At 66.5% G+C, this 24,176-nt stretch carries 27 protein-coding genes; 10 read left to right on the top strand and 17 right to left on the bottom strand.

Translation table 11 applies throughout. From position 1 onward, the window contains the following. Positions 1-28: 28 nt before the first annotated feature. Positions 29-460, bottom strand: coding sequence for a hypothetical protein (locus GJ700_RS08815; protein WP_154372704.1), 432 nt, complete (start codon positions 458-460; stop codon positions 29-31). Between the two features lie 194 nt (positions 461-654). Here GJ700_RS08815 and GJ700_RS08810 point away from each other — a divergent pair, with 194 nt between their 5' ends. After that, positions 655-1,623 (top strand): IS1595 family transposase, encoded by a 969-nt coding sequence (locus tag GJ700_RS08810; RefSeq protein WP_154372702.1) that lies wholly within the window; start codon positions 655-657, stop codon positions 1,621-1,623. Positions 1,624-1,630: 7 nt separating this feature from the next. On the opposite strand, the gene GJ700_RS08805 is transcribed toward GJ700_RS08810, so the two are convergent. The 8 genes from GJ700_RS08805 to GJ700_RS08770 form a co-directional block, all read right to left on the bottom strand. Continuing rightward, entirely contained in the window at positions 1,631-3,169 is a 1,539-nt protein-coding gene (locus GJ700_RS08805; RefSeq protein WP_154372700.1) for a hypothetical protein, read from the bottom strand. After that, complete coding sequence (locus GJ700_RS08800; protein ID WP_154372698.1) at positions 3,166-3,585, bottom strand: ExbD/TolR family protein; 420 nt, start codon at positions 3,583-3,585, stop codon at positions 3,166-3,168. The genes GJ700_RS08805 and GJ700_RS08800 overlap by 4 nt, the downstream gene beginning before the upstream one ends. Continuing rightward, positions 3,575-4,300 carry a MotA/TolQ/ExbB proton channel family protein gene (locus GJ700_RS08795; protein WP_154372696.1) on the bottom strand — a complete coding sequence of 242 codons (726 nt, stop codon included), beginning with the start codon at positions 4,298-4,300 and terminating at the stop codon, positions 3,575-3,577. The genes GJ700_RS08800 and GJ700_RS08795 overlap by 11 nt, the downstream gene beginning before the upstream one ends. Positions 4,301-4,416: 116 nt before the next feature. Continuing rightward, entirely contained in the window at positions 4,417-4,797 is a 381-nt protein-coding gene (locus GJ700_RS08790) for a hypothetical protein (protein WP_154372694.1), read from the bottom strand. After that, the gene (locus tag GJ700_RS08785) at positions 4,794-5,486 is read right to left on the bottom strand and encodes a carbonic anhydrase (protein ID WP_154372692.1); all 693 of its coding nucleotides are present in this window, start codon (positions 5,484-5,486) and stop codon (positions 4,794-4,796) included. Before GJ700_RS08785 ends, GJ700_RS08790 begins: the two co-directional genes overlap by 4 nt. A 15-nt stretch (positions 5,487-5,501) precedes the next feature. Beyond that, positions 5,502-6,170 carry a Crp/Fnr family transcriptional regulator gene (locus GJ700_RS08780; RefSeq protein ID WP_154372823.1) on the bottom strand — a complete coding sequence of 223 codons (669 nt, stop codon included), beginning with the start codon at positions 6,168-6,170 and terminating at the stop codon, positions 5,502-5,504. 8 nt (positions 6,171-6,178) lie between these two features. Then, complete coding sequence (locus GJ700_RS08775; protein ID WP_154372690.1) at positions 6,179-7,564, bottom strand: NarK family nitrate/nitrite MFS transporter; 1,386 nt, start codon at positions 7,562-7,564, stop codon at positions 6,179-6,181. 68 nt (positions 7,565-7,632) lie between these two features. After that, the gene (locus tag GJ700_RS08770) at positions 7,633-8,868 is read right to left on the bottom strand and encodes an MFS transporter (protein WP_154372820.1); all 1,236 of its coding nucleotides are present in this window, start codon (positions 8,866-8,868) and stop codon (positions 7,633-7,635) included. A gap of 251 nt (positions 8,869-9,119) precedes the next feature. Between GJ700_RS08770 and GJ700_RS08765 the strand changes: the two genes are divergently transcribed. The 6 genes from GJ700_RS08765 (at position 9,120) to GJ700_RS08740 (ending at position 15,145) form a co-directional block, all read left to right on the top strand. Then, positions 9,120-11,408, top strand: a complete 2,289-nt coding sequence (locus tag GJ700_RS08765; protein ID WP_154372687.1) for a nitric-oxide reductase large subunit — start codon at positions 9,120-9,122, stop codon at positions 11,406-11,408. A gap of 32 nt (positions 11,409-11,440) precedes the next feature. Beyond that, positions 11,441-11,707: a DUF2249 domain-containing protein gene (locus tag GJ700_RS08760; protein WP_154372685.1), complete on the top strand. Its 267-nt coding sequence runs from the start codon at positions 11,441-11,443 to the stop codon at positions 11,705-11,707. A 3-nt stretch (positions 11,708-11,710) separates the two neighbouring features. After that, positions 11,711-12,094: a SirB2 family protein gene (locus GJ700_RS08755; protein WP_154372683.1), complete on the top strand. Its 384-nt coding sequence runs from the start codon at positions 11,711-11,713 to the stop codon at positions 12,092-12,094. Between the two features lie 108 nt (positions 12,095-12,202). After that, complete coding sequence (locus GJ700_RS08750; RefSeq protein ID WP_154372681.1) at positions 12,203-14,209, top strand: ribonucleoside triphosphate reductase; 2,007 nt, start codon at positions 12,203-12,205, stop codon at positions 14,207-14,209. A 32-nt stretch (positions 14,210-14,241) separates the two neighbouring features. After that, complete coding sequence (gene nrdD, locus GJ700_RS35875) at positions 14,242-14,427, top strand: anaerobic ribonucleoside-triphosphate reductase (protein WP_154372818.1); 186 nt, start codon at positions 14,242-14,244, stop codon at positions 14,425-14,427. A gap of 1 nt (position 14,428) precedes the next feature. Continuing rightward, the gene (locus GJ700_RS08740; RefSeq protein WP_154372679.1) at positions 14,429-15,145 is read left to right on the top strand and encodes an anaerobic ribonucleoside-triphosphate reductase activating protein; all 717 of its coding nucleotides are present in this window, start codon (positions 14,429-14,431) and stop codon (positions 15,143-15,145) included. Positions 15,146-15,184: 39 nt separating this feature from the next. On the opposite strand, the gene ipdC is transcribed toward GJ700_RS08740, so the two are convergent. The 5 genes from ipdC to ubiU are packed head-to-tail and all read right to left on the bottom strand — an operon-like array spanning position 15,185 to position 19,618. Continuing rightward, a complete protein-coding gene (gene ipdC, locus GJ700_RS08735; protein WP_154372677.1) occupies positions 15,185-16,813 on the bottom strand; it encodes an indolepyruvate/phenylpyruvate decarboxylase in 1,629 nt (542 codons plus the stop codon). After that, positions 16,810-17,199, bottom strand: coding sequence for a putative zinc-binding protein (locus tag GJ700_RS08730; protein ID WP_154372675.1), 390 nt, complete (start codon positions 17,197-17,199; stop codon positions 16,810-16,812). Before GJ700_RS08730 ends, ipdC begins: the two co-directional genes overlap by 4 nt. A 10-nt stretch (positions 17,200-17,209) precedes the next feature. Next, complete coding sequence (gene ubiT, locus GJ700_RS08725) at positions 17,210-17,689, bottom strand: ubiquinone anaerobic biosynthesis accessory factor UbiT (RefSeq protein WP_308700660.1); 480 nt, start codon at positions 17,687-17,689, stop codon at positions 17,210-17,212. Continuing rightward, positions 17,686-18,582 carry a U32 family peptidase gene (locus GJ700_RS08720; RefSeq protein ID WP_154372673.1) on the bottom strand — a complete coding sequence of 299 codons (897 nt, stop codon included), beginning with the start codon at positions 18,580-18,582 and terminating at the stop codon, positions 17,686-17,688. The genes ubiT and GJ700_RS08720 overlap by 4 nt, the downstream gene beginning before the upstream one ends. A gap of 10 nt (positions 18,583-18,592) precedes the next feature. After that, positions 18,593-19,618 (bottom strand): ubiquinone anaerobic biosynthesis protein UbiU, encoded by a 1,026-nt coding sequence (gene ubiU, locus GJ700_RS08715; RefSeq protein WP_154372671.1) that lies wholly within the window; start codon positions 19,616-19,618, stop codon positions 18,593-18,595. 132 nt (positions 19,619-19,750) lie between these two features. Here ubiU and GJ700_RS08710 point away from each other — a divergent pair, with 132 nt between their 5' ends. From GJ700_RS08710 to GJ700_RS08700, 3 genes are read left to right on the top strand one after another with little or no spacing between them, the layout of a single operon-like run. After that, positions 19,751-19,996 carry a DUF2249 domain-containing protein gene (locus tag GJ700_RS08710; protein WP_154372669.1) on the top strand — a complete coding sequence of 82 codons (246 nt, stop codon included), beginning with the start codon at positions 19,751-19,753 and terminating at the stop codon, positions 19,994-19,996. A 17-nt stretch (positions 19,997-20,013) separates the two neighbouring features. After that, a complete protein-coding gene (locus tag GJ700_RS08705) occupies positions 20,014-21,327 on the top strand; it encodes a permease (protein ID WP_154372667.1) in 1,314 nt (437 codons plus the stop codon). 19 nt (positions 21,328-21,346) lie between these two features. Then, positions 21,347-21,547, top strand: a complete 201-nt coding sequence (locus GJ700_RS08700; RefSeq protein ID WP_229506886.1) for a hypothetical protein — start codon at positions 21,347-21,349, stop codon at positions 21,545-21,547. 12 nt (positions 21,548-21,559) lie between these two features. On the opposite strand, the gene GJ700_RS08695 is transcribed toward GJ700_RS08700, so the two are convergent. The 3 genes from GJ700_RS08695 to GJ700_RS08685 all read right to left on the bottom strand — a co-directional run bounded on the left by GJ700_RS08695 (position 21,560) and on the right by GJ700_RS08685 (position 24,075). Beyond that, complete coding sequence (locus GJ700_RS08695) at positions 21,560-22,762, bottom strand: pyridoxal phosphate-dependent aminotransferase (protein WP_154372665.1); 1,203 nt, start codon at positions 22,760-22,762, stop codon at positions 21,560-21,562. Between the two features lie 121 nt (positions 22,763-22,883). Then, positions 22,884-23,072: a hypothetical protein gene (locus GJ700_RS08690; RefSeq protein WP_154372663.1), complete on the bottom strand. Its 189-nt coding sequence runs from the start codon at positions 23,070-23,072 to the stop codon at positions 22,884-22,886. 85 nt (positions 23,073-23,157) lie between these two features. Then, a complete protein-coding gene (locus GJ700_RS08685) occupies positions 23,158-24,075 on the bottom strand; it encodes a LysR family transcriptional regulator (protein WP_195763831.1) in 918 nt (305 codons plus the stop codon). Positions 24,076-24,176 lie beyond the last annotated feature (101 nt).

Raw genomic sequence — 24,176 nt, 5'->3', positions numbered from 1 at the left:
GCCGGGCGCAAAGGAAGGACTAGGCCGGCTACTCCTTTGTGACTAGGTGCACCGTGATTTCCACGACATCGCCGTAAGGCAGCAGCCTTCCGCCGCCGCTGCGCCGCGCGGCTTGCGCCTGCTGCGGCGCGGCGTAGGCGGCCAGCGTGCCGGGTTGCCAGACGTAAGTGGCCTGGTGCGCGCCGACCCACGGGCCGTGCACGGGGCCGTCGGCCGGGCGCACGTAGACGGCGCGCACGAAACCCGGCTGCGCCGGCGCCGCCAGCGCGCGGAACATGGCGTCCAGTCCCGCGTGGCAGGTGCGCCCGGTGTCATAGACGATCTGGGCCGCCCCATCGCATGGGCCCGGGGGCGGTAAGGGGGAAAATTGTTGTACGAACAACAGCGCCAGCCCGGCTCCCGCCGAGACCAGCTGCACGGCCAGCGCGTACGGCGCGCGGCGCTCCATCCTGAATCGCATGGCAAACTCCCGGGCCACCATGGCCCGCGCTCCAGTGTGGCGCCAGCCGCGCGGGTCCCGCCATAACCTGGATCAAGCGCGGCCGGATGGCGCGCGGCATCATGCCAAATGTCTAGGCGCTGTCTGCAACTTTCGTGGAACTTTGTTTTCCGCTTCGGGTCCAAGCAATATCATCCCGGGACTGGAGACAGATCATGGAAACGCAGGCATTCACATCGCTGTTGGCGCAACTGGCGTTACTGACTTCACGGCAATGCACCCAGCTGCAGGTCCGGCTGGGGCAGGCCGACGCCAGGCAGCACGTGGGCCGGCTGCTGGACCAGGCGGCGCAGGAAAAACTGTGCTGTCCGCGCTGCGCCGGCACCCGCTGGTACCGGCACGGCCGCGAAAGCGGCCTGCAGCGCTACCGCTGCCGCACGTGCGGTAAAACCTTCAATACGCTGACCGGCACGCCGCTGGCCCGGCTCCACTATAAGGAGCGCTGGCTGGCCTACCTCGACGGCATGCTGGCGTCGCACTCGCTGCGCCATGCCGCCAGCCGCCTCGGCGTGCACCGCAATACCACGTTCCGCTGGCGCCATCGCTTCCTGACGCTGCCGCGCACCGACCGCGCACCGCTGCTGCATGGCATTGCCGAGGCCGACGAGATGTTCTTGCTGGAATCGCAGAAGGGATCACGCCACCTGGACCGGCCGCCGCGCCGCCGGGGCGGACACGCTCGCCGGCGCGGCATTTCACATGAGCAGGTGTGCATTCTGGTGGCGCGCGACCGCAATGGCCGTACGCTCGACTTCGTCACAGGACGCGGCGCGCTCACCCGCACCGCCCTGCACCAGTGCCTGCGGCCCGCGCTCGATCCCGACATCCTGCTGGTGACCGATGCCAACGCGGCTTACCGCGCCTTTGCCCGCGAGAGCGGGATCACCCATGAAGCGGTCAGCCTGCGCGCCGGTGTGCGCACGCGCGGCGCGCTGCATGTGCAAAACGTCAACGCCTACCACAGCCGTTTCCGGGCCTGGCTGCACCGTTTCCACGGCGTCGCCACGCGCTACCTGCCGAACTACCTGGGCTGGCGCTGCATCCTTGATGCACATCGCATCGATACTCCGGAATGTCTGCTTAAAGCGGCAATTGGACACTTTCCACGATTTGCGGGGACATAGCCAATGCCTATGCCGGCGCCAGCACCATGGAAAAGAAGGTACGGGTGGGGCCGTTGGACAACTTGAAGAACAGCTTGTTGCGTCCGCGCCGGAAGCGCACCAGCACCTTGCCTTCATTGAGGTTGTAGGCCGAGCTGTAATCGACGCCGGTATCGTAGATTTCCTGGAAAAACCAGCGCTTGTTGACATTGCCGCCCTTCCAGACCAGCTGGTCGTTGATCCACACCTGGGCGTCATCGTCGGCCCCGATCCACACCGCGAGTTCCCGCTCCGTGTCCATCATCACTTCCGTGTAGCCGTAATACACACTGTCTTCCTGCGCATCGGGCGGGATCAGCGGATAGGCCGCCGCCTTGACGTAGCGCCATGTCAGGAAGCGCCCGTCCTTGCCACGGTACGCCGCGTCGAGCACCACGGCCTGCTCGGGCGGGAAGCTGTCGTTCTCGAACATGCCCGTGCCATGCTTGCCGGCGAAGGGCCCGATCAGGTACCAGCTGTTCACGTACACGCGGTTGGCCAGGCCGCCACCGGCGCCCAGCAGGCGCCCGGCGCCCTTGCGCATGGCGGCCGTGTCGACGTGGGCCATGCGCCCGCTGCCCTGGTGGAACAGCTCCATGCCCGTGGTGCGGTAACTGCCGCTGGCCCAGCCTTCGTCGCTGACGTTGCGCTTGAAAAAGGTCGCGATGCGGGCCGCCACGCCCGACGGCGCCGCGCCGGGGCCGGCAGTGGACGCATTACCCGGTTTGCCCTGCCCGGCCTGTTCCAGTTGCCGCTGGCGTTGCGCCAGCACGTCCCTGGCGCGCTGTTCAAGCGAAGCGATCCGCGCCGCGGCGCCGGCCGCCGAGATTCCGGCTCCGCCGCCCGCGCCGGATGACGCATCCGCCGGCGAGCCGGGATTGCCGGCCAGGGAAGCCGATGCGGCCGATGCGGCCGATGCCGTGCCTGAAGGGGCGCCGGCCTGCTCGCCGGCAGCATTACCCGCCGGTTTGCCGGCTAAGGCCGCCGATGCCTCTGCCGATGCCGTCCCCGCCGGCGCACGGTCCGGCGCACCCGCAGCGGCGTCACCCTGCGGGGCAGGCCCCGGTCCGGCCAGGGCTTCGGCGGGGTCCTGCTGCGGCGGCAATGCCGGCTGCGCCCGGCCCGCGTCCGCCACGGGGCCGGCATCCGGTCCGGGCGCAACCGGCTTGGCATCGATGCGGGCGCGCGCGCCCAGCGCATCGATGTCGCGCGCCAGCGCCTCGGCCTGGGCCAGCATGTCGGCCGGCGCCGGCGGCGCCGTGGTGGCGTCGAAACGCACGTTCCCCGCGCCGTCCGCCGCGTCGCCCAGGCTTTCGCGCATCAAGTCCTTGATACGCTCCATGTCCGACACCCGCGCGCGCATGGCGGCATGGCTGTCGGCCCGGCTGCTGGCCGCCACGCGGCGCTGCTGCACGTCCTGCTCGGGCAGGTACCAGCCGGTGTAATAGAGCTGCGCCAGCAGCGCCGCGTGCACGGCCAGCGACAACACCCAATACGGGTAGCGCCGGATGAATTGCAGCAGTCTCATTGCCGTGTATGCAGCGAGATGCGCGTGAAACCCTCGAACTGGCACAGGTCCAGTACGTGCACGATGTGCTGGTAAGGCGTCTGTTCATCGCCATCGATGCGGACCGGGCGCTGCGCATTGCGCGCCGCTTCGCGTTTCAGCACGTCGTGCAGGCCCTGCACCGTCACCCGGCTGCCGTCGACATAGACGCGGCCCTGGCGGTCGATGGCCAGCACCAGCGGCGCAGCGGCGCCCGGCGCCTCCAGGCTGGCCTGGGCGGCCGGCAGCAGCACCGGCAATTCCTTTTCCGGCTTCGGCGCTTCGTCCTGCCGGAACGATGTCGCCACCATGAAAAACATCAGCAGGAAGAAGATGCAGTCGATCAGCGCGATCAGGCCGATTTCCGGCGCTTCCTCGTGGCCAAGGTCAATGCGCATGGGGCACCACTTGCAAACCTGGCTGGCCGGCGGGACGCGGCGGGAAGCACGCCTGCAACAGGCGGTTGACGTCCTGTTCCAGCGTCAGCGCCAGCAAGGCGGTGCGGTGCTTGAAGAAGTGGTGCATGCCCAGCGCCGGCAGCGCCACGCACAGGCCCGCGGCGGTATTGACCAGCGCCTTGGAAATGCCGCCCGCCAGCAGCGCCGGGTTGCCCATGCCATCGGCAAAGGCGATCACGTGGAAGGCTTCGATCATGCCCACCACGGTGCCCAGCAAGCCGACAATGGGCGCCACCGTGGCGACGATGGACAGCGCATAGAATTTTTGCTGGTGCCGGCGCAATTCCAGCGACGCGATATCGCCCGCGCCGGCGCTGACGCGGTCATAGTCCAGGTGGCGGTGCGCCGCCATGTAGGCGATGACGCGGGCCAGCGTATTGTCCTGGCCCGTCAGCTCCAGCTCGGCGAGGGCAAAGTCGCCGGCCCGCCACAACGGCAGCACGGCGTCGGCCAGTCCGGCCGGCACGATATGGCGCACGCGCAAATGCAGCAACCGTTCCAGCGATACCGCCAGCATCAGGACCGACAGCGCCAGGATGGCCAGCAGCGCCAGTCCCCCTTCGCTGGCCTGCTCCACCAGGTTGATGTCGGCGGCATACGCGCCGCCGGCCGGCACCAGGGCCAGCAGCGCAAAGCGGAAAAGGTGGGATCGCATGGCAGGGAAGAAAGTTGAACTGTTGCAATATTGACAGCCCAGTCCCCGCACTACCAATTACTTTTTTATTGCAATTGATACCACTTTTGATATCACCGCCACCCCACCGGCTCCGGTCAGGCGTTTTCCGCCGCCAGGGGCCGGCCCGCCCGGTCGAACGCCAGCATGCTGTTGAAATTACCACCCCGCACCGAGGCCAGCATGCGCCGCAGCGCGCTGTCGCACTGTTCCGGACGGGGCGGCTGGCCGCCGCTGCCGGACAGCGTACTGGCCAGAACCACATCCCAGTGCGCGTCCATCACGGCCGCTTCCGCGCACAATTGCGCAAAGCCCTGCACGTCGCGGTCGGCCTTGTCGACGCACATCACCGGCGACAGCGACAGGCCGGCGCCGCCGTCCGGCGCCGGATCGGCGGTGCAAAACACAAACAGCAATTGCTGCGGATTCGGCTGCAGCAGCGCGGCCGCCAGCAAATTGTCGAAATTGGCAATATTCATGTGGTTTCCAGGTGGTGCGGGTGCGCATGGTGGTCGGTGATGGCGGGCCCGGACACCGGGCACACCAGCGGCAGGAATTGTTGCTGGCGCGGCGAATACGCCATCAGGGCGCCCGTGCTGATGTCGAAGTACCAGCCATGCAGCTTGAGCTTGCCCTGCTCGGCCCGCTCGCGCAGCCACGGATAGGTCAGCAGATTGTCCAGCGAATGCAGGATACTGGCCATTTCGCAGGCGCGGTGCTGCTGTTCCTCCGTATGGTGCGGCAGGGTCTTGCGCACCCGCTCGGCCACCGGTTCGGCGATGTGCATCCAGCGCCCCACGAAATCGGTTTCCGTGACGCGCCGGCGCGGCGCCATCAGCGCGCGGATGCCGCCGCAGCGGGCATGGCCCAGCACGATGATCCGCGCCACTTCCAGGTTGCACACGGCAAATTCAATCGCGGAACTGACGCCGGGCGGCGCGTTCGGCGTGCACGGCGGCACCAGGTTGGCGATATTGCGCACCACGAACAGGTCGCCGGGATCGCTGCCCGTCAACAGCATCGGGTCGACCCGCGAATCGCAACAGCCGATCAGCAGGGTGCCCGGATGCTGTCCCTCGCGCAGGCTGTCGTACAAGCCATGCGGTTCCGCGAAATACTGTTGCTGGAAACGGTTGAAACCCTGCACGAATTTTTCGATATCTTCCATCTTTCCTCCCGCCGCCTAGCCGGCGCACGCGCCCAGCGCGTCCGCGTCCAGGATGGCCACCTTGCGGCCCTTGACGGCAATCACGCGGCGTGACGCCAGCTCGGCCATGATCCGTGAAAAATGTTCCGGCGTCAGGTTCAGGCGCGACGCCAGCACGGACTTCGCGACCGGCAGCGTGACTTCTTCCGCCCCGCCCCGCAGCAGGTAGCCCGCCACCCGCTCGGTTCCGGTGCGCAGGGTGTACGATTCCAGGTCGCACATCAGGCTGTGCATGCGCTGGCTCAGGCCCGCCAGCATCTTGCGGGCAAATGCCGGATCGGCTTCGATTTCCCGGAAGATGGCCGGCTTGGCCACGTGCAGCAGCAGCGTGTCTTCCGTGGCCTGCGCCGTCACGATGTACGGCTTGCCCATGAACATCAGCGCTTCGCCGAAACTGTGGCCCGGGCCGATCAGTTCGATGACCTTCTCCGAGCCGCCCGCCGACGTGAAGGCCAGCTTGACCTGGCCGTACAGCACCACGTGGAACCCTTCGCACGGGTCGCCCCGCTGGAAAATGACGTCGCCCTTCTGCGCCCGCACTTCCGTCGTGCCCAGCGCGATCTGGTCCAGTTCCTCGTCCTTCAGGGAATTGAACAGCGGCACCTGCGCCAGGAATGCCTGCACCCTGATCGGCTTGCGGTCCATCGTGTGCTTCAGCATGGCATCGCCGCGTTCTTTCTTGCATAGCACCACCACGTCAGCGCGATGCAGCTCATGTAAAAGCAGATGAAGGCCCACAGCGCGGCATCCGGGCTGCCGGTGAGCGCGATCGAGGTGCCATAGCTTTTCGGGATGAAGAAGGCGCCATAGGCCGCCACCGCGGACGTGAAGCCCAGCACGGCGGCGCCTTCCTTGTTGGCGTCGACGATGGCCTGGTCTTGCACGGCTTTCGGCTTGCCGGCGGCCGCGCGCTGGCGTTCGGTCATGAAGATCACGGGAATCATGCGGAAAGTCGACGCGTTGCCGATGCCGGCGCCCGCGAACAGCAGCATGAACATCCAGAAGAAGCCCGTGAAATTGCCGCCGTCGCCGCCATGGGGCGAGAATTGCAGCACGCCCAGCACGGCGCCGATCATGCCGGCAAAGGTCCACACCGTGACCCGGGCGCCGCCCATACGGTCGGCGATCATGCCGCCGGCCACGCGGGCCAGCGCGCCGACCAGCGGGCCGAGGAAGGCATACTGCAGCGGATCGATCTGGGGGAACTGGGTCTTGATCAGCAGCGGGAACGCCGCCGAATAGCCAATGAACGAACCGAAGCAGCCGGTATACAGCCAGCACATCAGCCAGTTGTGCTTGCGCTTGAAGATGACCGCCTGTTCGGCGAACGACGCCCTGGCCGACGCCAGGTCATTCATGCCGAACCAGGCCAGCAGGCTGCTGGCCACGATGAACGGCACCCAGATAAAGCCGGCGTTTTGCAGCCACATGGCGCTGGTCTTGCCAGCCTTGACGGCCGTCTGCGGTTCGCCGCCCACGGCGCCGAACACGCCGGCCGTGATCACCAGCGGCACGATGAACTGCACCGCCGACACGCCCAGGTTGCCCAGCCCCGCATTCATCCCCAGCGCATAACCCTTTTGCGCCTTCGGGAAGAAAAAGCTGATGTTGGCCATCGATGAGGCGAAATTGCCGCCGCCAAAGCCGCACAGCAACGCCAGCACCAGCATGGTCGGATAACTGGTCGACACGTCCTGCACCGCATAGCCGATCCCGATGGCGGGTATCAGCAGCGACGCGGTGGAAATCGTCGTCCATTTGCGCCCGCCAAAGACAGGCACCATGAACGAATAAAAGATGCGCAGCGTCGCCCCGGACAGGCCCGGCAGCGCCGTCAGCCAGAACAGCTGGTTGGTGCTGTACTGGAAGCCGATATTCGGCAAGTTCACCACCACCACGCTCCACACCATCCAGACCGCAAAGGCCAGCGCCAGCGCCGGGATGGAAATCCACAGGTTGCGGTTGGCGGTATCGCGCCCGCTGGCGCGCCAGAATGCGGGAACCTCGGGTTCCCACGTATTGATCAAATACTTGCTCATGATGGCTCCATGGTTAATTCACGGTTGATTCACGGTTGATTCACGGTCGATTCCCGCCTGATTCACGGTCATGCGGCCCTGGGGACGGACTTGAGAGGGTTGGCCTGCGCAGGTTTTTCCCCCGGGCGGAACGAGTAATGCATGCACACCAGCGAAACGCAGACCGTGCCGTACAACAGCATGAAGGCGCTGGAGCGCACGCCGGTCAGGTCCAGCAGCGCGCCGAACATGATGGGCAGCACGAAGCCGCCCAGGCCGCCCGCCAGGCCCACCACACCCGATACGGCGCCGATGTTGCCGGCGAATTCGTCGCCGATGAACTTGAAGACCGACGCCTTGCCGATGGCCATCGCGATGCCGACCACGAACAGCAGGCCGGTGAACATCCATGGCGTGACAGCCAGTTCCACCTGCACCGGGCCATGGACGGTCTTGACGATCATCGACGTGGGCGGATACGACAGCAGGAAGAAGCACACCCAGCACACCCACATCACCCACCACGTCACCTTGTAGGCGCCGTAGCGGTCGGAAATCCAGCCGCCCAGCGCACGCAGCACGCCGCCCGGCAGCGAAAAGCAGGCCGCCAGCAGCGCCGCCAGCTTCAGGTCGAAGCCGTATTCGGCCACGTAGTACTTGGTCATCCACAGCGCCAGGCCGACGTAGCCGCCGAATACCACGGAGTAGTACTGGCAATAGCGCCATACGCGGCGATCTTTCAGCACCGCCAGCTGTTCGGAAAACGACGTGGTATCGGCGCTCACGTGCGACGGATCGGTGGCGCTGAACGCCCAGAACAGCAGCGCCGTCGCCAGCATGGCCACCGCGTACACGGTCGGCAGCGCCTGCCAGCCCCACGCCGCGATGATGGCCGGCGCCACGAACTTGGTCAGCGCCGAGCCGGAATTGCCGGCGCCGAAAATACCCATCGCCAGGCCGCGCCGCTCTTTCGGGAACCAGCGCGCCACGTACGGCGTGCCGACCGAGAACGAGCCGCCGGCCAGGCCGATCATCAGGCCCAGTGCGAGGAATTGCCAGAATTCAGTGGCGCGCCCGATCAGGTAGATGGCCGGCACGGTGGCCAGCATCAGCAGGAAAAACACGATGCGTCCGCCGAAGCGGTCGCACCAGATCCCCAGCGGCACCCGCACCAGCGCGCCGCTCAGCACCGGCGTCGCCGCCAGCAAGCCAAACTGGGTTTCATTCAGGTCCAGCATCTTCTTGATGGGGATGCCCAGCACGGCGAACATCATCCAAATGGCGAAACAGATCGTGAAGGCAAAGGTGCTGCTGGCCAGCACCATTCCTGCTTTGTTATTCGTAGACACCTGGCTTCTCCTGGCGTGTTATCAGATGAGGTCAGGGTACGCGGCGGCGGGCCCGTCAACCATACGCCTGACGTGTAGCCGCGCGAGGCAAACTGGCTAGCCCACTCCCCCAAAGTGACTAGGGCGGCTAGCCCGGATAACCTGGATCAATTAAACATATATTTGTGCTGCATGTTTTATTTCCCCGCCCTACAATGCCTTTCATTACCAACAACAGGAACCACGCCATGCACGCCACACGCAAACTATGGACCTGGCTCGCAATCATCTGCGCCATGTCGTTCGCAGTGCTGGGCTGGGTCGGCTCGGAGATTTACCTGGCCGCCCCGCCCATCCCCCAACAGATCATCAGTACCGACGGCCGCGTCCTGTTCGGCCCCGGCCAGGTGCTGCGCGGACAGCAGGCATGGCTGGGCGCCGGCGGCCAGCAACTGGGCACGGTTTGGGGCCACGGCTCCTACCTCGCCCCCGACTGGTCGGCCGACTGGCTGCACCGCGAAGCCGAAGCGCTGCGCGAGATCTGGGCCCGGCGCGACCATGGCCGTCCTTATGCCACGCTGAACCGGGAACAGCAAGCCGCGCTCGACGCCCGCCTGCGCCAGGAATTGCGCGGCAATACCTATGACCCGGCCAGCGGCGCCATCGTCGTGACGCCCGAACGCGCCGAGGCCATCGACCAGGTGGCGCGCCACTATATGGGGCTGTTCAGTACGGAACCCGGCTACGACGCGCTGCGCAGCCAGTACGCCATGCGCGCCAACGCGCTGCCGGACGTGGCCGAACGCTCCGCGCTGCCGGCATTCTTCTTCTGGTCCGCGTGGTCGGCCGCGGCCGACCGTCCCGGCCACGAAGGCCTGTCCTACACCAGTAACTGGCCGCACGAACCGCTGGCCGGCAACACACCCGGCGCGAACATCGGCATCTGGTCGATCGCCAGCGTAATCTTGCTGCTGGGCGCGATCGCGGCCATGGTGTTTGCCCATGGCCGCATCAGGGAAAGCGCCGATCCGGCCCCGGCCAAGGCCGATCCGCTGCTGAACCTGAAGGTGACGCCGTCGATGCGCGCCACCCGCAAATACTTCTTCGTGGTGGTGGCGCTGATCCTGGCCCAGGTCGGGATGGGCGTGGTCACCGCGCACTACGCGGTGGAAGGCCAGAGCTTCTTCGGCATTCCGCTGGCGGACGTGCTGCCATTCGTGGTCAGCCGCACCATCCACACCCAGTTCGCCGTGCTGTGGATCGCCACCGCGTGGCTGGCCACCGGCCTGTACATCGCGCCGGCCATTTCGGGCCATGAGCCGAAATACCAGAAACTGGGCGTCAATCTGCTGTTCTACGCGCTGCTGTTCATCGTCGCCGGATCCACTGCCTGCGGCTGGCTCGGCACCCTGCAGGGCAAAGGCAGCGCGTTTGCCTTCTGGCTGGGCAACCAGGGCCTGGAATTCACCAGCATGGGCCGCGTCTGGCAAATGCTGCTGTTCGTCGGCCTGCTGTTCTGGGTCACCCTGCTGGGCCGCGCGCTGTGGCCCGCACTGCGCCGTCCGCACGAAACCCGCGGCCTGATCGTCATGGTCTTCCTGTCGGCCCTGTGCATCGGCGGCTTCTATGCGACGTCGCTGACCTGGGACCGAGGCACCCACTATTCGATGATCGAGTACTGGCGCTGGTGGCTGGTGCACCTGTGGGTGGAAGGCTTCTTCGAAGTGTTCGCCACCGCCGTCATCGCGCTGCTGTTCACCCGCCTGGGCCTGATCCACGCGGCCAGCGCCAACAGCGCCATCGTGCTGGAAACCATCGTGTTCCTGTTCGGCGGCATCCTTGGCACCTTGCACCACCTGTACTTCACGGGCACCCCGACGTTCGTCATCGCCATCGGCGCGCTGTTCTCCGCGCTGGAAGTGGTGCCGCTGACCATGCTGGGCATCGAAGCGTGGCATACCTACAAGCGCACCAGCGCGGCGCCCTGGGTGGCGGCTTACCGCTGGCCCATCCTGTGCTTCGTCGCGGTGGCGTTCTGGAACACCGTCGGCGCGGGCCTGCTGGGCTTTTCCATCAACACCCCGCTGGCGCTGTACTACATGCAGGGCTTGAACATGACGGCGGCCCACGGCCACGCGGCGCTGTTCGGCGTGTACGGCATGCTGGGCATCGGCCTGATGCTGTTCTGCCTGCGCGGCCTGTCCGCGCGGCACAGCTGGCCGGAACGCTTGCTGGCGCCGATGTTCTGGTGCCTGAACGGCGGCCTGGCCATGATGGTCTTCATGTCGCTGGTTCCGGCCGGGATCTACCAGGCGTGGGCCAGCGTGAGCAGCGGCATGTGGTACGCCCGCTCGGCCGACGTGGTGCACTCGTCCACCATGGAAACACTGGTCTGGCTGCGTGTTCCCGGCGACATCGTGTTTGCCGCCGGCACGCTGTTCCTGGCCCTGTTCGCATGGCGCCTGCTGCGGGCCGGCGGCCAGCGTCCCGGGCCGGCCACCGCCACGGTCCCGGGCGCCACCGGGCAGCGCGCATAACCGTTTCACCTCAACCACCAAGGAGATTGACCATGCCACACGATTGTTCCACCCCCACCGCTTCCGGCCTGTACGCGTTTGACGCGCGCGGCATCGCCAAGCGCTTCCGCCACGCCGCCATTTTCGGCGCGCTGCAGGCGCTGCAACCCGGTGAAACCATGCGCTTCTGCAATGACCACGATCCGGTTCCGCTGCTGCGGCAAATCGACCAGTACTTTGGCGCCGGGGTACGGGTGGCCTATGTATCGCGCCAGCCGGGCGAAGTGCTGATCGATTTCCACGTCATCGGCGAGAGCTGAAGCTTGGATTACCACGCGCTCAAGGTGCTGCACATGAGCTGTGCGGCGGCCAGCGGTACGCTGTTCCTGCTGCGCGGCGGCTTCATGTGGCGCGGCGCGGCCTGGCCGCGCGCCTTGCGCGCGGTGCCGCACCTGGTCGACACCGTGCTGCTGGGCAGCGCATTGGCGCTGGCCGCGTGGAGCGGCCAGTCGCCGCTCACGCAACCGTGGCTGGCGGCCAAATTGAGCGCCTTGGTGGCGTATATCGTACTCGGATCCGTGGCCCTGAAACGGGGCCGCGCGCCGGCCGTGCGGCGCGCCGCGCTGCTGGCCGCGCTGGCCACCCTGCTGTACATCGTGCTGGTGGCCGTCACCAGGCAGCCGTGGCCGCCGGCCTACTGGGATTAAAACCCGGACTTAATCCGCATCAAGGATTTGCATGCGCAGATGGCGGCACGGCAGGTCCGTACCTAGCATGAAACACCGATCACACCACTACATTTAGCAGGAGCCTGCATGTTCGCCGTATCCCCACCATGCCGCATCGCCAAGCGCGACGGCGCCATCCAACCCTTTGACGCGGCGAAAATCCACTCCGCCCTGCTGCGCGCCGGCCTGGCTACCGGCGAGTTCGGCGCCGACTTGGCGCAGCGGCTGACGGAACTGGTGCTGATGTACCTGGCCACCTTGCGCCACCCTGAAGATTTGCACGTCGAGCAGGTACAGGACCAGGTCGAGCGGGCGCTGTACGAAGCGGGCCACCGCGCCACGCTGCGCGCCTATATCGTCTACCGCGAACAGCACCGCCACTTGCGCCAGGATGCCCGCACGCTGGTCGACGTGGAAGCGTCCATCAACGAATACCTGCGGCGCGAAGACTGGCGGGTCAACGCCAACGCCAACCAGGGCTATTCGCTGGGGGGCCTGATCCTCAACGTATCCGGCAAGGTGATCGCCAATTACTGGCTGGACCACGTGTATCCGCCGGAAGTCGGCCAGGCGCACCGCAACGCCGACCTGCACATCCACGACCTGGACATGCTGTCCGGCTATTGCACCGGCTGGTCGCTGCGCACCCTGCTCAACGAAGGACTGAACGGCGTGCCCGGCAAGGTCGAATCGGGCCCGCCGCGCCACCTGTCGAGCGCGGTGGGACAGATCGTGAACTTCCTCGGCACGCTGCAAAACGAATGGGCCGGCGCGCAGGCGTTCAGTTCCTTCGACACGTATCTGGCGCCGTACGTGCGCAACGACGGGTTGGACGACGCGGCCGTGCGCCAGTGCATGCAGGAATTGATCTACAACCTCAACGTGCCATCGCGCTGGGGCACGCAAACGCCATTCACCAACCTGACGTTCGACTGGGTATGCCCGGAAGACTTGCGCGGAGAAATCCCGCACATCGCCGGACAGGCCATGCCCTTCACATATGGCGACCTGCAGGTGGAAATGGACATGATCAACCGCGCCTACATCGACGTCATGATGGCGGGCGACGCCAAGGGGCGCGCGTTCACGTTCCCGATCCCGACCTACAACATCACACCGGATTTCGACTGGGACAGCCCGAACGCGCAGCGCCTGTTCGACATGACGGCCCGTTATGGCTTGCCGTATTTCCAGAATTTTATCAATTCGGAACTCAAGCCCAACATGATCCGCTCCATGTGCTGCCGCCTGCAGCTGGACTTGCGCGAATTGCTCAAGCGCGGCAACGGCCTGTTCGGTTCGGCCGAACAAACCGGCTCGCTGGGCGTGGTGACCATCAATTGCGCGCGCCTGGGCTACCTGCACCAGGGCGACGAAGCGGGCTTGCTGGCCGCGCTCGACCGCTTGCTCGAACTGGGCAAACAAAGCCTGGAAATCAAGCGCAAGGTGATCCAGCGCCACGTGGACAATGGCTTGTTCCCGTACACGCGGCGCTACCTGGGCACCCTGCGCAACCATTTCTCGACGCTGGGTGTGAACGGCGTCAATGAAATGATCCGCAATTTCACGGGCGGCGGGGCCGATATCGCCGGCGCCTACGGCCACGCGTTCGCGCTGCGCCTGCTGGACCACGTGCGGGCGCGCCTGCTGGTGTTCCAGGACGAGACGGGCCACATGTACAACCTGGAAGCCACGCCGGCCGAAGGCACGACTTACCGTTTCGCGCGCGAGGACCGCAAACGCTGGCCCGCCATCCTGCAGGCGGGGACGCCCGACATGCCTTACTACACCAACTCCACGCAATTACCCGTGGCGTACACGGACGACCCGTTCGAAGCGCTGGAACAGCAGGACGCGCTGCAACGCAAATACACGGGCGGCACCGTGCTGCACCTGTACATGACAGAGGCACTGTCGTCGGCCGACGCCTGCCGTACGCTGGTGCGCCGCGCGCTGTCCCTGTTCGGCCTGCCGTACATCACGGTCACGCCCACTTTTTCGATCTGCCCCAAGCACGGCTACCTGAGCGGAAAACACGCATTCTGCCCGCGCTGTGACGAAGAGCTGATCGCCCGCAAGCTGGCGGCGGCATGAGCGCCGCCAGCCTTAAAAACCTGAAGGAGAATATGATGACCGCACGCCCCGCCCCGCTATCCGCCGCCGTGAAACTGGACGACTCCGAGCGCCAGCCCTGTGAAATCTGGACTCGCGTGATGGGCTACCATCGCCCCGTTTCCTCCTTCAACACCGGCAAGAAGGGGGAATTCCACGAACGCGTGGCCTTCCGCGAACAGCCTTCGGGCCGGCGCTGACATGGAAGGCGGCGCCCTCATCGTCGGCGGCTACACTCCGTTCTCCGCAACCGATTATCCCGGCCAGTTGTCGGCCGTGGTGTTCGTGCAGGGCTGCGCGTGGCGCTGCGGCTATTGCCACAATCCGCACCTGCAGCAGCGGCCACGCCACAGCCCGCTGCCGTGGGCGCTGCTGCTGGAACGCCTGGCGCGCCGCGTCGGCCTGCTCGACGCCGTCGTCTTTTCCGGCGGCGAACCGACCACCGACGCGGCCTTGCCCGGCGCGATCGCCGATGCGCGCGCGCTGGGTTTCCGCATCGGCCTGCACACGGCCTGCATTTATCCCGATCGATTGAAAGCCGTGCTGCCGCTGGTGGACTGGGTGGGATTCGACGTCAAGGCGCCGTTTGCCGCGTATTCCGGCGTGACCGGGGTGGCGGGCAGCGGCACGCAGGCCGAAGCCTGCGTGCGGGCGATCCTGGACAGCGGCGTCGACTACGAATGCCGCACCACGGTGCATCCCACCCTGTTGCCGCCGCGCGCGTTGCGGTCGATGGCGGCCAGCCTGGCCGCGATGGGCGTGGAACACTATGTGCTGCAAACCTTCCGCGCCACCGGCTGCGGCGACCAGGCACTGGCCGCCGCGGCGATGCCGGGCTATCCCAATGCGCAACTGGTGGTGGACATCGCGACCCTGTTCAAGCGTTTTTCCGTGCGGGACGACGGCGTGCAAGCGTGACCGCACGGCGGGGGGCGCGGCACGCCATCTAGCTTCATCTCAAGGCCGCGCCTGCCCACGCCGCACGCCGGCGACGAATCGTTCCAGTGTCGCCGATTGCGCGCCGCGCGGCAGCATCACTTCGATCAACTGGAAACGCCCCCGCTTGTCCAGCGCATGGCGCAACGTCCGCGCCAGTTCACCCCGCGTCTGCACGCGATAGCCGTCGCCGCCCAGCATCGGCGCCATCGCGGCAAACCGCCAGTCGCCCAGATCCGTATAGCGCGCCTCCGGCTGGAAGGCCCGCAGCATTTCCCATCCCTGGTTGTTAAACACGATGACAACCGGGTCCCACCCGGAGCGTGCGCAATTGCCCAGTTCCCAACCCGTCATCTGGAACGCACCGTCCCCCACCAGGATCAGCGGCCGCCGGCCGCTGGCCGCCTGCAGGCCAAGGCCGGCCGGGACGCCATAGCCCATGGTGGCGTAATAGCCGGGCGCCAGCAAGCCTTCGCCCTGCATGTCCAGCGCGGTAAAGAAACAGTCGCCGATATCGGACACCAGCGGCATCGGCCCGGCCAGCCGCAAGGCATCGTTGACGGCGCGCGCGATATCGCCGGGCGCGATGGCCGCGCCGTCTTCCGGCATGCCGTACGGCGCCGGCTGCGCCAGACCCTGCGGTGCCGTGCGGTCGAGCGGCGCGCCTTCGTCCAGCATCGCATCGAGCAAGGCTTCGATCGGGATGGCCGGGTACACGTGGTGGCCCAGCGTGACCTGCCCGTCGAGCGCGAGGATGCTGCCCCGTAAGTCGATTTTACGGGCCGATACGCCGAAGTTGGTGTCAGACAGCAGCACGCCCAGCATCAGCAAGGCATCCGACTCTTCCACCGCGCGCGTCACTTCCGCATCGCCCGCCACGCCCAGATAAGTGCCCAGCAGCGGCGCGTCCTGGTTGACCAGCAGCCCGCGTCCCATCAGGGTCGTCGCCACCGGTATCCGCAAGAGGCGCGCCAGTTCCGCCACCTTGTGCTCGACGCCGCAGCGGCGGATCTCAATGCCGACCAGCAGCAGCGGATTGGCCGCGGCCGCCAGCCGCCGCAGCACTTCGCGGGCGCATGCCTGCACCGCCTCCGCATCCCACGCTGGTGGCGGCAGGGGAGTCACCGGCGCGCAGGGCGCATCGACCATATCGCGCGGCAATTCGATATACACCGGCCGCGACTGCGACAGGCAGTTGCGCAGTGCGCGCGCAATCAGCGCGGGGGCCTGCCGCGCGTCGTCCAGCACCACCTGGTCGCACGTGATTTCACGGAAGATCGCCAGTTGCGAATCGAGCGTGCGCGACTGGTGGTGCAACAGCAGGCCATTGCCCCGTTCCAGCGCGCCGGGGGCGCCGGAAATCACCACCAGCGGCACTTTTTCCGCATACGCCCCGGCCACCGCGTTCACCAGGTTCAGCGCGCCGGCCCCATAAGTGACCACGGCCACGCCGGGGCCGCCCAGGTAGCGCGCCGCGCCGTCGGCCGCGAAGCCAACGCCCGGTTCATGGCTCAGCGTATGCAGGGGCAGGATGCCCGATTGCTCCGCGTGGCGGAAAAACGGCAGCACGAAATCGCCCGGCAAGCCGAACAGCGCGCGGGCGCCATGCTGTTTCAGCGCGTCCAGCAGCGCGATGGATAAATTCTTCATGAGGGTTCCTGTTCATTGACGGCGGGTTGCGCCAGCAGCCCCGCCACCACGTGCACGATGGCGGGAACATGTTGTGGATCGGGATCCGTGTGGAACTTTTTCCTGATGCCCAGGTCGGGCAACAGCACGTGATGGGTGGGTTCGACGCCCTGCCGCGCCAGGCAGGCACGGGCGCACGCCAGCGCACAGCCATCGATGGCGACGATGGTGCGCCCGGAACGGGCCAGCCTGACCAGTGGCGGCACACCGCCACCGACGCCCGCGATGCAGGACATCTCGGCCACACCATAGCGGTCCAGTTGCAGCGCTGCCGCGTTGGCGGTTTGCGCCGCGCTGGAGCAGCCCGAGCACGAATACACCAGCGGTAGCGGAAATGGGCTGGCCATGGGCGGCTCCTTAGCGAGTGGTCCGGCGCAGCCAGTGCGACAGCGCGGCGCGCAGCGACTGCGGCAGCGGGGTGTCCATCGCGTCGAGGGTGTTTTTAACCAGCAATCCCAGCTCGGTATCGCCGGACATGACCAGGCGCCGGCTGAAGAACAGCGTGTCCGGGTCTTCCTCGCGCCGCGCCAGCGCGACGAAATCGCCCGCGCCGGCGGCGATTTCCAGGTCGGTTCCGGCGCCGCGCGGCAGCGCGCAAAAGCCGCCCTGCCGCCACGTAAAGTCGAACGCCACGCGGGCGTCCGTGACCGCGATGCGCAGCGTCCGCCCCTGCAGGCTGGCCTTGACGTCGTCCGGCAAGTGGGGGCGCACTACCAGGTTCAGGGCGGCGGCGAACAGCATCGAGCCGGGATACGGTGGCAGGCGGCCCAGCACCGCGGCCAGCGGCGGCGGAAAGCCGGGATGCGCCATCGTGCCTTGGGACGGAATGCGGTTCATGCCGCCTCCTGTTCCAGGCCGGCCTTGCCGTGCCAGTAACCGTTGCACGCCACGCCCGGCGCCAGCGCAGCCAGGCTGCCTGGGGCCGGCTGGCCGCCGCGCCGCAGCGCGTCGAACGCGGCCAGCACGCCGATGGTGCCGGTGGCCTGGGGACTGATACGCAGCACGTCGACGCCCAGCGCCGCCATGTCGTCCACGTCAGCGGCCAGGTTATAGATCTGCGCCGACTGGGTCTGGATCCCGTTCAGCACAAGGAAAGGCTGGTGTTCGCGGGTTTCCAGCAACAGGCCGTCCGGATAGTCGAGGCAACTGAAGCGGCAGTCGTCTTTCGGCAAATTGCGGTTGCGGGCAGTAAAGCAGCGGGCGGAAAACGCCAGCGGCATGCGGCCATACGCAAACACCTCGGTTTCCATCCCGGCCGGGCGCTTGCGCAGGATGGCGGCCAGCCCCTCGCGCCCCATTTCCAGCGGCATCACCCAGCGCCGCGCGCCAAGATCGTGCATCAGGTGCAGCGTGCACGGATTGTAGATGTTCAAGTGCGGCCCCGCGATGAAACCGCCCGGCGGCGCATCGTCACCGGACAGCAGGTGCACGGCGCCCATGTCGCCCGCCTCCACCTGGTAGTGGCCGTTGCGCACGATGCGGCGCAGGGCGGCGGCGTCCGAACTGGACTCCTGCAGTACCAGCGTGGACAGCACCACCCGCTTGCCCGCCGCCTGCAACCGTTCCGCCACGCCCATCCAGTCGGCCAGGCGCATCTCGTGGCGGCGCGAGCAGACGGTCTCGCCCAGGTACACGATATCGGCCGCGCTGGCGGCGGCTTCCTCATAAAACGCCAGCACGGTGTCGCGCGGCCAGTAATACAGCAAAGGTCCCAGCGCCAGTTTCAACATATGGCTCCTCTCATTTCCACGCGCGGTGGTAAGCGCCCAGCGTGTGCTGCTGGCCCTCCGCCACCTTGTTCATTTCCGCCATCCACGCCGGGCGCACGCTGTAGCGGGCCGCATTGGCGTGGCACTGGTCGATCGCCTCGCGCCACACACGCGTCACCTGCGCCACGTAGGCCGGGCTGCGCTGGCGACCTTCGATCTTGACGGCGCGCACGCCCATCGCCATCAGGCGCGGCAACAGTTCCAGCGTGTTCAGGCTGGCCGGTTCCTCCACCGCGTAATAGGTTTCGCCGGCCACGTCGAAGCGGCCCTTGCACAGGGTCGGGTAGCTGGCGTTTTCGCCATCGGCGTAACGATCAATCAGCACGCCGTTCAGGCGCGCCTCCAGCCCCTGCGGCGATGGCTGCCAGCGCACCGCCTTCGCGGGCGAGCAGACGCCATGGGTGTTGGGCGATTCGCCGGTGGCGTACGACGACAGCTGGCAGCGCCCCTCGGCCATCACGCACAGGCTGCCGAACCCAAACACTTCGATGTCCACCGTGGTGTTCTCCAGCACTTGCCCGACCTGCGCCAGCGACAGCACGCGCGGCAGCACGGCGCGCGCCACGTTGAAGTGGCGCTGGTAAAAATTGATGGCGTCGGCGCTGGTGGCCGAGCCCTGCACCGACAAGTGCAGGCGCAAATCAGGGTAGCGCTCGGACGCGTAGCGCATCAGGCCGGGATCGGCCAGGATCACGGCGTCGATGCCTGCCTGCGCCGCGCGGCCGACGGCGTCGCGCCATACTTGCACGGCGCCCGGTTGCGGATAGGTGTTCAGCGCCAGCAGCACTTTGCGCCCGCGCTGGTGCGCATAGGCCACGCCTTGCGCAATGGCGGCGTTGTCGAAATTAAGGCCGGCGAAATTGCGCGCGTTGGTGGCGTCGCGGAAGCCAAGATAGACGCAGTCGGCGCCGTGATCGACGGCGGCTTTCAGCGCCGGCAGGCTGCCCGCCGGGCAAACCAGTTCGATCGGCGCGTTGGATTCAGGTACATGGGTCATGAGTGGGGTTCATCAAATTGGCACGGCGCACTGTACCCCGCGCCGATCACGCCTTTCCTTGACTTCGATCAAGGAAGCAACACTTGACTGAATGTGACAATGAATTCAGGTCAATACGGATGAGAACACACCATGCACACCAATACCTTTCCCAGCGCGACCCGCGAAATCGACGTTACCGGCCTGGAGCCGCCCGAGCCCATGATGTTCATCCTGGAAGCGCTCGACGAGATGCCTCCGCAGGGCGCATTGCTGGTCAAACTGGACCGCGAACCTCACCCGCTGTTCCGCGTGCTGGAGCAAAACAATTTCCGCCGCAGCGGCGGCTGGCAGGAAGACCGCACCTACCAGTTGCTGATCTGGCGCGACGCCGCCTGACACCAGGCGGTATCCCCATGCAGCGTTCCCTGACTTTCTCCCATAATCCCCCGCTGTCGCTGCCGCTGCGCTTCCTGCTGTGCGCTCCGGTGTTTGCGCTGCTGGCCGGCGCATTGCTGCTATGGGCCGGTCCGGCGGCCTTCGCCAGCCGCTGGACATCCGCCATGCTGGCCGCCACGCACTTGCTGACGCTGGGCTGCCTGTGCATGGCCATGCTGGGATCCCTGCTGCAAATTCTGCCTTCCGTGGCGGGCGTCCCGATCGGGCGGCACCGTGCCGGCGCGGCCGCCCACGCGGCGCTGTGCGCGGGCGCCGTGACGCTGGCCGCCGCCTTCCTGCTGGAACGTCCGCTGCTGTTTGCCGCTGCGCTGGTCCTGCTTGCGCCGGCTTTGTTCGGCCTGGTGGGCCTGTGCGCCGCCGCACTGTGGCAACGCCATGCGGAAGGCGCGACGTCCATGGTCGCGGCGACCCGCACGGCGCTGGCCGCGCTGGCCGTGACCACCGTGTTGGGCGCCTTGCTGGCCAGCCAGTTTGCCTGGCCGGGCACGCTGCCGCTGCCCTTGCTGCATGTGACGGATGTCCATGCGGCATGGGGTTTGCTGGGATGGACCGGCCTGCTGATCGTCGGCGTCGCCTACCAGGTAGTGCCGATGTTCCAGGTGACGGCGCTGTATCCGGGCTGGATGACGCGCAGCCTCACGCCCTGGCTGTTCATTTTGCTGGTCGTGCTGTCGGTGGCCAGCGGACTGCCCGGCCGCGCCGCGCGCGCCTTCACGCACAGCGGCACACTGGCCGCCGCCGCCGGCTTCACCGCGTTCGGGCTGGCAACGTGCATGCTGCTGGTGCGCCGCAAGCGGCCCAAAGCCGAAGCCACCACCCTGTTCTGGTATGCCGCCATCGCCAGCCTGCTGGCAGCCTGCGTGCTGGGCGTGCTGCCCGCCGCGCCATCGGCCACCGGCACGCCGCTGTTGCTGGGCGTGCTGCTGGTGGCGGGCTTTGCCTTCTCCGCCATCAACGGCATGCTGTACAAGATCGTGCCGTTCCTGGTCTGGTATCACCTGCAAAACACAGTTGAGGGAGGCTGCCGCAGCGTGCCGAGCGTGACCAGCATGATTCCCGCTCCGTGGGTGCAGCGCCAGTTCCACACTCACGCGGCGGCCCTGGTACTGCTGCTGGGCGCTTGCGTGCGCCCGGAAATGCTGGCGCGGCCGGCGGCGGCCATGTTTTGCCTGTCGGCCTGCCTATTGTGCATCAACCTTGCGCATGCCCTGCGCGTCCACGCGCGGCTGCGCCGGCGCGATGACGCGGTGGCCATCCTGCGCTCCGCCTGACACTTTTCAATGGAGATGAATGATGAGCATTTTTCCCGCCTACCGCGGCCCGTCCATGAGCGTGACCGTCACCACCGACGGCCATCGCATCCATCGTCTTGCCGACGACCGGCCCAATTATGGACGCGTGAAGACCTGCGTGATCCGGCGCGATCCGATGGTGGCGGCACTGTTCGGCGCCCCCGCCGCGCCGCGAACGCGCGTAAAAGACACCGCCTGAAACCCGCCGCGGTCAGCGGCCGAACAGCTTGCCCATCCGCGCCACCGCCTGCTCGATCCGGTCATAGGCGGTCGCGTACGAGAACCGCACGTGGCGCCGGGGAGCGGCCACGCCGAAATCGTCGCCCGGCACGAAAGCCACGCCCGCTTCCCGCAGCACGGCCATCACGAATTGCGTGCTGTCGCCGGCCGCCAGGTGCGGCACTTGGCTGCAATCGGCATACACATAGAATGCGCCGTCCGGCATTACGGGCACGCCGAAACCCAGTTCACGCAGCGCCGGCACGAAGAAGTCGCGGCGGTGCTGGAACTCAAGGCGGCGCTGTTCATAGACGGCGATGGAATCCGGGTGGAAGCACGCCAGCGCCGCATGCTGCGCCACGGTCGACGGGCAAATGAACAGGTTTTGCGCGAGTTTCTCGATCACGCCCACCAGCGCCTCTGGCACCACCAGCCAGCCCAGGCGCCACCCCGTCATATTGAAATACTTGGAAAAACTGTTGACGGTGATGACATCGGGATCCAGCCCCAGCGCGCTGTGCGGTTGCTGGCCATACGACAAGCCCTGGTAAATCTCGTCGACAATGGCAAAGCCGTGGCGCGCCTTCACGGCCGCCAGTAATCCCGTCATCTGTTCCACCGTCAGCGACGTACCGGTCGGATTCGACGGCGACGCGACGATCACGCCGCGCGTACGCTGGCCCCAATGCTGCGCCGCGTGTTCCGCCGTCAGCTGGTAGCGCTGTTCCGGGCCGGATGGGAGCAGCACCGCCTTGCCGCCAAACGCCGAGACAAAATGGCGGTTGCACGGATAACTGGGGTCCGGCATCAGCACTTCGTCGCCGTCGCATACCAGCGCGGCGCAGGCCAGCAGCAGGCCGGCCGAGGCGCCGGCCGTCACGATAATGCGGCGCGCGGGGATATCGAGTCCGAACGCATCGCGGTAATGGCCGGCGATCGCTTCGCGCAGCGCGGGCAAGCCCAATGCATCCGTGTATTGCGTGGCGCCGCTTCGGATCGCCCGCACTGCCGCTTCGGCCACCAGTTCCGGCGCCGTGAAATCCGGTTCGCCCACGCTCATGCTGATCACGTCCACACCGGACTTCGCCACGTCGCTGGCCGCCTTCATGATTTCCATGACGCGGAACGGCTCGATGGCCTGGACACGGGCGGCGGCTTGCAAGGCGCGGGAAATTTCAGGCTGGACTTGACTCATGGCTAACTTTTCGTGGGAGGTAAGACGGGCTGACGATTATAGCGGAATGGTGTTTTGCCGCAGCCCGTGCCCACGGTATATAGCAGCTTACGCCGCCATATACCGTGGCGCCGCGCCGGCGTCAGGTCCGGCTGGACGTGCCGGCATTGCATTGGCAGTTCTCGCCGCAGGCGCAGTTCGGACCGCAGCTGCAGCGGTGTGCCGGGGCTTGCGCGGCGCAGCCGCAGTTGCAGCCCGCGCCGGGGCAGACGCGGCAAGTGCAGGCGGTGGCGGTCGAAGGACGGGCGGTGTAGCGGTTGACGAAATTCATGGTGATCTCCTTGAGGTTAAGCGGGCTGTCAGCAGCCAGCAAAATCAGGTTAATCCTTACCATAATTGGAAGGTCAAGCACCGGATTACGGAATTTTTTGGGCCAGCGCCTCCGTCATGAAATCCACGAAGGTGCGTACCCGCGCCGACAACTGGTGCCGCTGCGGAAACACGGCATAAATGTCCGCATCCGGCGTGCGGTACCCGGGCAGTACCTGCACCAGGCGCCCTGTTTGCAGGTAGCGCGCGATATCCCATTCAGCCCGCATTAAAATCCCATGCCCGTCCAGCGCCCAGTTGACGGCGATTTCCCCGTCGTTGGTGGTCAAATTACCCCGAACCTTGACCGCGTCCGCATGTTTGTCGGGCTCGCGGCCGGAATACAGGCGCCACAAACCATACGCCTCGTCGCCCTGGCGGATACTGATGCAATTGTGCTTGCGCAAATCGTCCGGAGTTTTCGGTTCGCCCCGCGCCGCCAGATATTTCGGCGCCGCGCACAGCAGGCGGCGGTTCGGCGCCAGGCGGCGCGCCAGTACCCGCGTATCAGCCGGCACACCGAAACGGATGCACACATCGAACTGGTCGTCGGTCAGCGCGGGCGGGTCCACCGACAGCTGTAATTGCACGTCCACTTCCGGGTATTGCAGCACGTAGCGGGAAATCGCGGGCGCCACATGCAGGCGGCCAAAGCCCAGCGTCGCATTGACGCGCAACTGCCCCTTGGGCGTGCCCTTCGACGCCGTCAGCAACTGGTCCAGGTCCGCGATTTCGTCGAGGATGCGCCGTCCGTGCTGCAACAGCACTTCCCCTTCCGGCGTCAAACCCATGCGGCGCGTGGTGCGGTTCACCAGCGGCACGCCGATGCGCGCCTCGATTTGCGCCAGCCGCTTGCTGACAGCCGACGTGGTGATGCCCAGTTCCCGCGCGGTGCCGCTGAGGCTGCCGCAAGTGGACAAGGTGACAAAAAAGCCCAGTTCGGCCGGCTGGAATCCGCTGCTCATCGTCAATTGTTGAAAGATTGTGGAAGTACAGGTTAACAATGGATTGAGTTTAGCGGCCATTTATAATGCCGTCCACCCGATACAGTGCACTCACTTCCCAC

The sequence above is a fragment of the Pseudoduganella rivuli genome (assembly GCF_009674485.1).
Taxonomy (GTDB): domain Bacteria; phylum Pseudomonadota; class Gammaproteobacteria; order Burkholderiales; family Burkholderiaceae_D; genus Rugamonas; species Rugamonas rivuli_B.
Note: the sequence above shows the minus strand (reverse complement) of the source record. Positions and strands in the feature narration are given on the sequence as shown.